The sequence below is a fragment of the Apibacter sp. HY039 genome, assembly GCF_004023655.1.
Taxonomy (GTDB): Bacteria; Bacteroidota; Bacteroidia; order Flavobacteriales; family Weeksellaceae; genus Apibacter; species Apibacter raozihei.
Window position 1 is genome coordinate 53971 of the sequence record NZ_SAYM01000003.1, and the last position, 11845, is coordinate 65815.

General features: G+C 31.3%; 10 protein-coding genes. 7 read left to right on the forward strand and 3 right to left on the reverse strand.

The genetic code is table 11. From position 1 onward, the window contains the following. The first annotated feature begins 4 nt into the window (after window positions 1-4). The gene (locus tag EQ921_RS07655) at window positions 5-1054 is read left to right on the forward strand and encodes a glycosyltransferase family 2 protein (protein ID WP_128331198.1); all 1050 of its coding nucleotides are present in this window, start codon (window positions 5-7) and stop codon (window positions 1052-1054) included. Here EQ921_RS07655 and EQ921_RS07660 read toward each other — a convergent pair. After that, on the reverse strand, window positions 1051-1473 hold the full coding sequence (locus EQ921_RS07660) for a hypothetical protein (RefSeq protein WP_128331199.1): 423 nt from the start codon (window positions 1471-1473) through the stop codon (window positions 1051-1053). The two genes, EQ921_RS07655 and EQ921_RS07660, sit on opposite strands and share 4 nt — an antisense overlap. Before the next feature lie 132 nt (window positions 1474-1605). On the opposite strand from EQ921_RS07660, the gene gyrA reads away from it, so the two are divergent. From gyrA to EQ921_RS14745, 6 genes are all read left to right on the forward strand, one after another. Then, entirely contained in the window at window positions 1606-4176 is a 2571-nt protein-coding gene (gene gyrA / locus EQ921_RS07665) for a DNA gyrase subunit A (protein WP_128331200.1), read from the forward strand. Between the two features lie 20 nt (window positions 4177-4196). Then, entirely contained in the window at window positions 4197-5573 is a 1377-nt protein-coding gene (locus EQ921_RS07670) for a tetratricopeptide repeat protein (protein ID WP_128331201.1), read from the forward strand. A gap of 123 nt (window positions 5574-5696) precedes the next feature. Then, a complete protein-coding gene (locus EQ921_RS07675; RefSeq protein ID WP_128152824.1) occupies window positions 5697-6314 on the forward strand; it encodes a LemA family protein in 618 nt (205 codons plus the stop codon). Window positions 6315-6337: 23 nt separating this feature from the next. Further along, window positions 6338-6760, forward strand: a complete 423-nt coding sequence (locus EQ921_RS07680) for a TPM domain-containing protein (protein ID WP_128152823.1) — start codon at window positions 6338-6340, stop codon at window positions 6758-6760. After that, entirely contained in the window at window positions 6714-7550 is an 837-nt protein-coding gene (locus tag EQ921_RS07685) for a YgcG family protein (protein ID WP_255424457.1), read from the forward strand. The genes EQ921_RS07680 and EQ921_RS07685 overlap by 47 nt, the downstream gene beginning before the upstream one ends. A 104-nt stretch (window positions 7551-7654) precedes the next feature. After that, window positions 7655-7825 carry a hypothetical protein gene (locus EQ921_RS14745; protein WP_164875606.1) on the forward strand — a complete coding sequence of 57 codons (171 nt, stop codon included), beginning with the start codon at window positions 7655-7657 and terminating at the stop codon, window positions 7823-7825. A gap of 28 nt (window positions 7826-7853) precedes the next feature. On the opposite strand, the gene EQ921_RS07690 is transcribed toward EQ921_RS14745, so the two are convergent. Further along, window positions 7854-9080 carry an aminotransferase class V-fold PLP-dependent enzyme gene (locus EQ921_RS07690; protein ID WP_128331202.1) on the reverse strand — a complete coding sequence of 409 codons (1227 nt, stop codon included), beginning with the start codon at window positions 9078-9080 and terminating at the stop codon, window positions 7854-7856. Between the two features lie 66 nt (window positions 9081-9146). After that, a complete protein-coding gene (locus tag EQ921_RS07695) occupies window positions 9147-11831 on the reverse strand; it encodes a PD-(D/E)XK nuclease family protein (protein WP_128331203.1) in 2685 nt (894 codons plus the stop codon). Window positions 11832-11845 lie beyond the last annotated feature (14 nt).

Here is an 11845-nt window from a genome sequence, read left to right on the forward strand (position 1 = left end):
TAATATGCACGGTAGTTTTCGACTTAAACTTTCAATAATTATTGCAGTCTTCAATAGAAAAGATGAACTTCAGGACTTGTTAAATAGTCTTGTAAAACAGTCCGATAAAGATTTTGAAGTAGTAATTGTTGATGACGGTTCCTCAGAAAAATTAGAATCTTGTGCTTTAAAATATTCTGATAAACTGGATATAAAATATTTTTACAAAGAAAATTCCGGAGCAGGATTGGCTCGTAATTACGGTGTAAGACTTGCCTCCGGAAATTATTTTATTTTTTTGGATTCCGATTGTATTGCTCCAGATAATTACATATATAAAGTTCGGGCTAACCTCATATCAAAATATGTGGATGCTTTTGGAGGAGCAGATTCAGCGGATGCAAGTTTTAATAATTTACAAAAAGCAATTTCGTATTCTATGACTTCGCTTTTAACTACCGGAGGAATTAGAGGGAATAAAAAATCAGTGGATAAGTTTCAACCCAGAAGTTTTAATATGGGAATTTCAAAAGAAGCTTTTCAAGTAACCGGAGGTTTTTCAGAACTGAGGATTGGAGAAGATCCGGATTTAAGTTTAACTTTATGGGAAAAAGGGTTCCAAACACGTTTTTTCAACGATTGCAAAGTTTTTCACAAAAGAAGAACCTCATTAAAAAAATTTTCTAGGCAAGTGTATCATTTTGGAATAGCGCGTCCTATTTTAAATTTACGACATCCTGAATATGTCAAATTAACATTTTGGTTTCCCAGCTTGTTTTTTATCTATACTATAGTTTCTTTAAGTTTACTGTTTTCTTACTATACTAATTTACCTTTTTTAGTAAAAGTTTTAGCCACCGTTCCGTTTTTATTTTTAAGTATATATTATGCATTGATTTTTATAGACTCAACAATTAAAAATAAAAGTATTCAAGTCGGATTTTTGTCAATTGTTACAACATTTATACAATTTTTTTCCTACGGATTTGGCTTTCTAAGATCATATATTGCTTTAAATATTTTAAAAATTAGTCCGGAAAAAGCATTTCCTTCACATTATCATACCCAATCTTAGTTAAAAGAAGCTTTATTACTTAGTTTAACAAGCCTTCCTTCAGAAGTAATGATTTGTTTACCATCATTATAAGAAGTTTTATAGTATAAAGTTTTACCATCTGTTCTTTCCATAGTAACCGTTATTCCTCCGTTTTCATTAATAAATTTTTTAAATTTATCTTTTCGGGCTTCCTTGCTTGGAAAGAATAAAACATAGCTACAATCATCGAGCCATCGAACTTTCTTGTAACTTTCAGTTCCATTGGAAATTTCCAGTTGTTTTTCACCGTTTCTAATAATAATTGAAATGCTACCCGTGTTTGTATCAATATTTCGAAACTCACCTTTTGAGAAATCCAGACAATTTAAATTTTTTTGCTGAGAACTGGCAAAGCAAGATATCAACAAAAAGAGAAATAGTAAACGATTAATTTTCATAGTCCAAATATATTAATTTTTTCAATAAGAATCATGGATTTTCAAGCTATATTAAGAAGCTAAAACGTTGTTTATTCAATAAAAAAATAGTAATTTTACACACTTATACTATTTAAAAATAAATATATAAATATGACAGGAGAAGGGGAAAAATTAATTCCTATTAACATTGAAGATGAGATGAAATCATCTTATATAGATTATTCAATGTCTGTAATAGTTTCCAGAGCATTACCTGATGTAAGGGATGGATTAAAACCCGTACACAGAAGGGTTTTATTTGGAATGTATGAATTAGGTGTATCTTCAAACAGTGCCTACAAAAAATCTGCCAGAATTGTAGGGGAAGTAATGGGTAAATATCACCCGCACGGAGATTCCTCAGTGTACGATACCATGGTACGTTTAGCCCAGGAATGGTCTATGCGCTATCAGTTAGTAGACGGTCAGGGGAATTACGGTTCAGTAGACGGAGATCCACCTGCTGCAATGCGTTATACAGAAGCAAGATTAAAAAAGATTTCAGAAGAAATTCTTTCAGATATAGATAAAGATACGGTGGACACTCAACTTAATTTTGATGATACTTTAGAAGAACCTAAAGTAATGCCTACCCGTATACCCAATTTATTAATTAATGGAGCCTCAGGGATTGCTGTTGGTATGGCTACCAATATGGCACCGCACAATATTTCAGAATCCATTGATGCTATCTGTGCATACATTGATGATAAAGAAATAACCATTGAGGGACTGATGAAGCATATTAAGGCTCCTGATTTTCCTACCGGAGGTACTATTTACGGATATGAGGGAGTTAAATCTGCATTCGAAACCGGAAGGGGACGAATTGTTCTTAGAGGAAAAGCCAACTTTGAAGAAGTTCATGGCAGAGAAGCAATTATAGTGACAGAAATACCCTATCAGGTAAACAAAGCAGATATGATTTCCCGTACTGCCGAACTGATAAAAGAAGATAAACTTCAGGGTATTTCAGAAATCAGGGATGAATCGGATAGAAAAGGAATGAGAATCGTTTATATCCTAAAAAACGATGCAATTCCTAATGTTGTTTTAAATCTTTTGTATAAATATACAGCACTTCAGACATCATTCAGCGTTAATAATATAGCCCTGGTCAAAGGGAAACCGGTACAGCTGAATTTAAAAGATATAATTCATCATTTTGTAGATCACAGGCATGATGTAGTTGTTAGGCGTACCCAGTATTTATTAAGAAAAGCTGAAGAAAGAGCTCATATTCTCGAAGGATTTATGAAAGTAATCGCTTCGCAGGATACTTTGGATTTGGCAATCAAAATCATCAGAGAAAGTTCTAACCCGTCGGAAGCTAAATCTGGTTTAATTGAAGCATTTGAACTTTCTGAAATTCAAGCTCAGGCCATTTTGGATCTTCGTCTGGCTCGATTAACCGGTATGGAGTTAAACAAAATCAGAGATGAATATGAGGCCATAATGAAAGAAATAGAGTACTTAAAAAGTATTCTTAACGATGAAGTGTTACGTTACCAGATAATCAAAGAAGAGCTGGTAGAGGTTAAAGAAAAATATGGAGATGAAAGACGTACGGATATAGATTTTGCCGGCGGAGAAATGAGCATAGAAGATATAATTCCAGATGAAAAAGTTGTACTTACAATTTCAAAAATGGGTTATATTAAAAGAACTTCTTTATCAGAATACAGAACCCAATCAAGAGGTGGAGTAGGTAATCGTGCGGCTTCAACCAGAGATGAAGACTTTTTGGAATACGTTGTTTCTGCGACTGCTCACCAGTACATGCTGTTTTTTACCGAAAAAGGAAAATGCTTTTGGCTAAGAGTTTTTGAAATACCCGAAGGTTCCAAAGCAGCCAAAGGAAGACCTATTCAGAATTTAATAAATATTGAATCGGACGATAAAATTAAAGCTTACATTTTAACTCACGATTTGAAAAACGAGGAGTATACCAATAATACTTTCTTAGTTATGGTTACTCAAAAAGGAACAGTAAAAAAGACAACTCTTGAGGCCTATTCCCGACCAAGATCGAACGGTATCAATGCGATTAATGTTCGTGAAGGAGATACATTAGTAAGCGCCAGTCTTACCTCAGGAAATGATGAGATAATGATTGCTACCAAATATGGAAAAGCAATTCGTTTTCCTCAGGAAAAATTAAGATCCATAGGAAGAAATGCATCAGGTGTAAGAGGAATAACCTTAGGCGACGAGACAGATGAAGTTATCGGAATGGTTATTATTTCAGAACCTGAAAGCGATACCATATTGGTAGTTTCAGAACAAGGTTACGGTAAAAGAACTCATGCAGATGCCTATCGAATCACCAATCGGGGAGGAAAAGGAGTTATAACCTTAAATATTACAGATAAAACAGGTAATCTGATTGCTATTCAAAAAGTAACTGATGAAAATGATTTAATGATAATAAATAAATCAGGAGTTGCTATACGTATGTCTGTGGAAGAACTCAGAGTAATGAGTAGAAATACACAGGGAGTCCGATTAATAAATTTAAAGAAAAACGACGAAATTGCTGCCATAACGAAAATTGAAAAAGAAGAAGGAGTAGACGAAGATGAAAACGGTGAATATATTGATGAAGGTAATGTTAATCCTTCAGATGTAACCGAAGAAAATTCTTCTATACAGGATGATGCAAACACAGAAGTAACAGAATAATTTTTATAATTTATTATGATATGAAAAAAATTACAATATCATTACTTACTCTTATGGCTTTGTTCTCGTTTGGACAGGATAAAGAAATAAAAGATGCTTTTAATGCATTTGAAGGAGGTAACAAATCTCAGGCACAGACTCTTATTCAACAGGCTGACCCTTTAGTTAATACTAAAATTTCATCTATTGAACCAGAACTATATGCCAAATATCTTTATGTTAAAGGAGCTACTTATTTAGATCAGGGTAAAACGCTCGAAGCAGCAAAAGTTTTGGCAGAACTCTCTAAATATGAGAAGGGACCGATTTATTCCTTGAAAAATAAAAATACCAAAGAAAAAGCTTTTGTTTTATCTAAAGAACAAGCAGATAAATTAGTTTCTGAAGGATTTTCCGGTTTAAAAGAAACGAAATCAGGAACAGATTATTTAAATAAACTATTACCGGTATTAGAACAAAAAAGGCAAGCATCTGTAACCAAAGCAACGGATGAGTATAATTCAAAAGATTTTGAAAAATCTGCTGAAGATTTTCTTGAATCACATTATCTGACTAAAGCTGCGGGAGTAGATGATGATGTTTATAAATATTATGCTGCCGTTTCTTATCATGCTGCAAACAATAGTGCTAAAGCCTTGGAATTATATAAAGAGCTTATTAATGAAGGCTATACAGGTGTAAGAAATACTTATTCTGCTTTAAATAACAAAAAAGAAAGAGTAACATTATCCGAAAATGATTATAATCTACTGAAAAAAGCACCAAGTGCTGATTATACAGATTTAAAAATTGAATCTACTCCTTCTGTAGAGGCAGATTTGTATAATTATGCAGTTTCTTTACTTACAGCCGATAAAAAGTATTCAGAAGCCTTATCTTTAGCAGAAAAAGGACTGACTAAATTTCCTACAGATACCAATTTAAGTTCTCAGGTAGGAGAACTGTATTATCAGACCGGAAATACTCAGAAATATGTAGACAGGTTAAAAGAATCTGTGCAAAAAAATCCAAATGATTATGTTTCTTTATACAACTTAGGAGTTATATACAGTAAAGATGAAAAAACATATGATCTAGCAAAAGAATATTATAATAAAGCAGTTTCAGTTAAACCGGATTATACAGCAGCCTATTTCAATTTGGCAGCGTTAGCCCTTGAGCCGGATAAAGAGATTGTTAATAAATTAAATAATTTAACAACATCTAAGGAGGATCAACAGAAATACGATGCACTGACGGTTGAAAGAAAGAAAATGTTTTTTAAAGCTCTCCCTTTCCTGGAAAAAGCTCATGAACTGGAACCTAAAGACAAAGCAGTTTATCAGGCTTTAGAAAATGCTTATAAAGTTCTCCAGAAAAGAGATAAATTAGATCAGTTAAGAAAAGAAAATAATTAATAATTTTTCTTATTAATAAAAAGACAAAAGGCTATTTTAATAGCCTTTTGTCTTTTTTTCTATTTAAAAATTTGTGCACGATATTTGTACTTATTAAATTATAAATAAAATAAAGTAAAAAATATGAAAAAAGGTTGTATCATAGGAGGAGGAATATTTCTTGTATTGGCTGTAATAGGAATAGCTTTAGTAGGATACTGGATTTCTATGAGTAATCGTATTGTTGAGTTAGATAATGATTCTAAACAAAAATGGGGAAGCGTAGAAAGTGCTTATCAAAGAAGAGCAGATTTAATACCTAGTTTGGTTGCAACTGTCAATAAAGCTACCAATTATGAAAGAGAAACATTGACATCAGTTGTGGAAGCTAGAGCTAAAGCTACTTCTGTTCAAATAGATCCATCTAATCTTACTCCTGAAAAATTGGCAGAGTTTCAACAAGCTCAGGCAGGAGTTGGTTCAGCTTTAAGCAGGTTATTAGTATCTATTGAAAGATATCCTGATTTAAAAGCTAATCAAAGTATACTATCATTTCAAAACCAGTTGGAAGGTACTGAAAACAGAATTAAAATTGAAAGAGACAATTATAACGCTACTGTAACAACTTATAACAATTATATACAAAAATTTCCGGGAAGTATTATTGCCGGTATGAAAGGTTTAAAAGAAAAAGGAATGTTTAAAGCAGATGCAGGAGCAGAAAAAGCACCCAATGTTAATGAACTTTTAAACGGTAAATAATTTATTGAATAAAACATCACGATATGCTTTTTACTCCGGAAGATGAAAAACAAATAATCGAAGCCATTCGATTGGCTGAGACTATGTCGACCGGCGAAATACGGGTGCATTTAGATCAAAAACTTGAAGGAGATCCATTAGCTAAAGCCCAGGAGATTTTTTATAAAATAGGAATGGATAAAACGAAGGATAAAAACGGGATTTTATTTTATGTTTCCGAGAATAGGAAGCAAGTTGCTGTGATAGGAGATCAAAATATACATACTTACGTTAAACAGGCTTTTTGGGATCAGATTTTAAATGAAATTGTATCAGATTTTAAAAATGGATTTTATAAAGAAGGTCTGACTAAAGCTATTAATAAAACCGGAATTAAATTGAAAAAATATTTTCCACATAATGGAAAAACAATTAAAAACGAACTTCCTGATGAAATTTCACGATAAAATTAAGTTACTTTTATTAACTTTTTCTATTTTCTTAGGAACTTTTGTTTCTGCGCAGAGTGAATTTAAAATTCCAGATGCCCCTTCTAAAATTTATCCGGTTAATGATTATGCCAATGTTTTATCAGAACAGCAAAAAGATTTTATTAATAAGAAATTAATAGCATACAGTGATTCTACATCTACAGAAATCTTAGTTTGCACAGTAAAGACTATAAATGGAGACGATATAAATTTTGTAGGAGCTAGATGGGGTGAAAAGTGGAAAATAGGCCAAAAAAAATCTAATAATGGTATTGTGTTATTAATCGCTACGGATGATCATAAACTCACCATTCAGAACGGAAGAGGAACGGAAGATGCTATGACAGATATGATGTCGGGTATTATTATCAATCAGTATATGGTTCCTTATCTGAAAGAAAACAATTTTTATGAGGCTATTAATTCCGGGACTGATCAGATTATAAATGTGTTACAAGGTAAATTTAAAGCTAAAAAAAGTGCTGAAAATGAAGATGATTTTTCTGGATTAATGGTAGCTATTATTGTATTTGTAGTAATTATGTTTATAGTTTTTATAAGTTCTGGAGGAAACAATGGAGGAGGAACCTACTACGATAGAAATGGGAAAAGACGTAAAAATGATGATGATTTTTGGGGTGGAATTGGTGGCGGATTCTTAGGTGGCGGATTTGGAAGTAGTCGTGGAGGAAGTTCCGGAGGCGGATTTGGCGGATTTGGTGGCGGAGGAAGCTTTGGCGGTGGCGGATCAAGTGGAAGTTGGTAATTAATTAAAATATTAAAAAAAGAAGCGTAAGGCTTCTTTTTTTTGAACTATGAAATTGATAGTTATTTTTATTGAATATTGAGTTCCTAATGAATTAATACATTATGTTAAAACTTAAATATATATTTATATTATGCTTATTTTGCATAATTTCCGGTTGTGCTACAACTAAAAATAGAGAGAAAAATCGGGAGTATGAATTTCAGGATGAAATGGAAATTTATTATGAGTATGACTACGAACAATATGATTATGATGATTTTGATAGAGGATAATTTTATATCCTCTATCGATATATATATATTACTGTAACATTTGTTGCGCTTTAGCCAATCCTTCAATAAGTTTATCTATGTCTTCATAAGAAGTATATATAGCAAAAGATGCCCGCACAGTACCTGATATTTCGAAGCGTTTCATTATCGGCTGGGCACAGTGATGACCTGTTCTGACAGCTATACCTTGCTTATCAAGAATAAAACCAACATCAGAAGAATGAATGTTGTCTATATTAAAATTGAAAGAGACTGCACCTGCTCTTTGATTTGCTTCTGAGGCATACACAGTAAGATTTTCTATAGATTTCAATTGATCTGTTGTATAGTTCAATATATCTTCTTCATGCTTTCTGATATTTTCAACTCCTATATTCTGCATAAATTCAATTGCTTTTTTCAAAACTATATTGCCGGCAATATTAGGAGTTCCTGCTTCAAATTTAAAAGGAAGACCAGCGTAAGTAGTTTTTTCAAAAGTGACTTCTTTAATCATTTCTCCCCCTCCTTGGTAAGGTCTCATTTGCTCAAGCAGGTTTTCTTTTCCGTATAAAATACCAACGCCGGTTGGGCCATACATTTTATGAGAAGAAAACACATAAAAATCAGTGTTTAATTCCTGAACATCTATTTCCATATGAGGAATTGACTGTGCGCCGTCAATAAGGACAATCGCACCATACTGGTGTGCTTTATCAATGATTTCTCTAACAGGATTAACTACACCCAGAGCATTAGAAATATGATTTACAGATACAATCTTAGTTTTTTCTGTCAATAAATTATCATATTCATGCATTAGCAAATCGCCATGGTCATTAACAGGAATAATTTTTAAAATTAATCCTTTGCGCTCAGCTAGCATTTGCCATGGTACGATATTAGAGTGGTGTTCTAAATTGGAAATAATTATTTCGTCTCCTTCATTTATAAGAGTTTCAATACCATTGGCTACTAAATTAATACCATCAGTAGTACCTTTAGTAAAAATTATTTCGTAATCTTTTTTTGCATTTATAAAGGTTTGAACCGATTTTCGTGTTTCTTCCATTTCTACAGTTGCAAGCTGACTTAATGTATGAATACCACGGTGAACATTGGAATTTATGGTTTTGTAATAATCTTCTTCAGCATTAATAACAGAATATGGTTTTTGTGATGTTGCTGCATTATCAAGGTAGACCAGTTTATTTCCATTTACAGACTGTTCCAAAATAGGAAACTGACTTCGTATATATTTTAAATCTATGTTCATAAGGTAAATTTAAACAAATATGAATTAATATTATTTATTCTAACATTGAAAATCGTAATGAGTTAATTAAATTTTTTTTACAAATGACTGATTAGGATCTGCAATCTCTTTGATTAGAGACGTAATCTCTTTAAATAATTCACAAGCCTGAGGATAGGTAAAAATAGTATTGTTATCAAAATTTAAAAGTTCAATTCCTTTAAATGGTTTCTTAAAACTCCAGATTCCTACCTGTATAGTTGAAGCTGATTTTTCATTTAAAACTATGTAAGCATAAAAAATTAATTGAATAAAAAATTTAAAATTCTTGTTATTCTTAATCTCAGATAATTGATCAGCTTTAAAATTAAGTGATCCAACAGAAGAAGTTTTATAATCAATAATTCGGTCTTGTCCGTCAAATATATCCCAGCGATCTGCAAAGCCTTTAAGTTGAATTTTTCCTAAAGATTCAATTGATACATGAGAGGTCAGTTTTTTTTCAATATCATTTAAAAATATACTATGGCCGTTTCGGATATCGTTTAAATCTCGAAGTATAATTTTTTCGACAGTTTTTTCAGCTAATAATTTTTGCAGATAATTTTGTCCCCGATCAAACAAATCAGCATTTAGTTCTTTAGCTATATACTCATTCAGATGATCTTTATATGTGTCTAGAAGAATTAATAAAGATTTTTCTTCTAAATATTGACTTTTTAAAGGAGAATATAAAGATTCTAAAGTATGGTGAATCAAATTCCCATAATTCAAAGGCGAAATTTCCTCTTCAATTTCAGATTTTTCACCCAATTCAAGAATTTTCTGCAAGTAAAAACTAATAGGATCATAATGATAACTCGTTAAATGAGTTGGAGAAACAGGGTTTTTTAACCAGTTTTTAATTGCTTTGATCAGTGCTGGAGTTTTTTCAATAGTAAGTTCTTTTTCGCTTTCCAATTCCCCTGAATAAGATGCTGTAATTTCGTGAATAGTGTGTGGAGATTCAAATTCTAATTGGCTGATAAACCTGCTTTTTTCTCCTGAATTTAATCCTTCTGTAAAATTATTATATATTAAATGAATTGAATTTGCATGTTGTAATAAGCGGTAAAAATGATAGGCATAAATAGCATCGTTTTCTAAAAAAGTATGAATATCATAGTTTTTTTTAACATCAAATGGAATAAAAGAATTATCAGATCTTCCTGCTGGAATAACACCTTCATTTACCCCAAGCATAATAATATTTTCAAATCCCAACAGACGAGTTTCCAATACACCCATTAATTGAAGACCCTCTAAAGGTTCACCTATAAAATCAATCTTTTCATTAGTAAGAATATGCTGGTAAAAAGAATATAAAAGAGTAAAATTATCAATATAAAAATTTTGAGATAATTGTGATATTAGTATTGAAAAGACATTTTTAAATTTCAGAAAATTTTCTTTTAATATAGCTTGCTGTTCTGAATATGTCCAAAATTTTTCGTTACAAAAATCATATAATTTCTGAAGTAAATCAATAGGATGTTCAAAATTGGTGAAGATAAAAAATAATTCCCATGTGCTTAATTTATCATATAATAAAGAGTTTGATATAAATACCAGATTGTAAGTATTTATTTCTTCACATAACTCATATACGTCTGAATTATTTTCTAATAATGGATGGTTAAGGATTGATAAAACATCTTTGTAATAATATCCTTTAGCTTTATTTTTTTCCCTGAATATATGTAATTGAAATATCTGTTTAAAAAAAGAGGCCAGAATTGAATTTTTAAGTGAATATCCCATAGTAATGTTAACCCTTTTTACATTTTCAGGTAAACTTTCCATTACAGAAGGAAGAATAGTTTCATCGCACAAAACCAAAGCGGTTTTTTGTAATTCATATTCCGTGAGGTTTTCCAGAAGTTTTCCGGCATACTTTGCCTGGGCAACATCTTGAGAAGTGCTAACTACATGTATATTTTTTTTTTGAGAGAAATTATTTTCAGTCCAAAGGAACTCTCTGTTAGCATAATAATTCCATTGAACAAATTTTCTTAAAAAATAACCCGACTCCTGATTATTTTTTTTCATATAATACTCATCAGAGTCCCAATAGAGTAGCGTATGATAATTAGCAACAAAATGTTTAATCAATATTTCTTCATTGGGTGTTATAGCATTGAATCCGGCAAATACAAAAGTTTGATCCGCAGATAATTTAGTGTTTTTCAGATGTTGAATTGCAGAATGTAAAATCATACCCTGAGTACCTAAGCCTTTATTTAGTAAGGATGCTTTTAATTCTTTATATAATACAACATTGTTTTCCCAAAATTTGATGTTTTTATAAAATAATTTTTCTTTATCGCCGGTATCGAGTATTTCACTCCAATTTTCAAGTCTTTCAATTGAAGTAAGATGCTCTAAAACTTTCATCGGATCCTTGGAAAAAATATCAATATCATTAAAATCTTTCAAAAGTGTAGGAACCCATTTCAAAAAGTCTTCGAGATTTTCTTCAGGATTAATAAATTGTTTTTGAATAGTATAAGCTTCAAACCAAAGAGGTATATTTTCAATTTTTACCAAATCACTATACAAGGCAACAAAATCTTCAATAGTTATAAATTTAGGTAAGAATCCTGTATACTCTTTTTCTGAAAAATACCTTTTAAAAAATATAATAGGTCGTTTACCTGGTAATATAATTTGAGTTTTGGATAAATCAATTTGATTATCCAGTAAATTAGTAACTACATTTTCAATAAAAGACATTTTCGTGTTCAACT

Excerpts from the sequence above, each read along its gene's own strand:
- EQ921_RS07660 (WP_128331199.1), bottom strand. The coding sequence starts at position 1,473 with ATGAAAATTAATCGTTTACTATTTCTCTTTTTGTTGATATCTTGCTTT.
- EQ921_RS07655 (WP_128331198.1), top strand. The coding sequence starts at position 5 with ATGCACGGTAGTTTTCGACTTAAACTTTCAATAATTATTGCAGTCTTC.
- EQ921_RS07690 (WP_128331202.1), bottom strand. The coding sequence starts at position 9,080 with ATGAACATAGATTTAAAATATATACGAAGTCAGTTTCCTATTTTGGAA.
- EQ921_RS07680 (WP_128152823.1), top strand. The coding sequence starts at position 6,338 with ATGCTTTTTACTCCGGAAGATGAAAAACAAATAATCGAAGCCATTCGA.
- EQ921_RS07670 (WP_128331201.1), top strand. The coding sequence starts at position 4,197 with ATGAAAAAAATTACAATATCATTACTTACTCTTATGGCTTTGTTCTCG.
- EQ921_RS14745 (WP_164875606.1), top strand. The coding sequence starts at position 7,655 with ATGTTAAAACTTAAATATATATTTATATTATGCTTATTTTGCATAATT.
- EQ921_RS07695 (WP_128331203.1), bottom strand. The coding sequence starts at position 11,831 with ATGTCTTTTATTGAAAATGTAGTTACTAATTTACTGGATAATCAAATT.
- gyrA (WP_128331200.1), top strand. The coding sequence starts at position 1,606 with ATGACAGGAGAAGGGGAAAAATTAATTCCTATTAACATTGAAGATGAG.
- EQ921_RS07675 (WP_128152824.1), top strand. The coding sequence starts at position 5,697 with ATGAAAAAAGGTTGTATCATAGGAGGAGGAATATTTCTTGTATTGGCT.
- EQ921_RS07685 (WP_255424457.1), top strand. The coding sequence starts at position 6,714 with ATGGAAAAACAATTAAAAACGAACTTCCTGATGAAATTTCACGATAAA.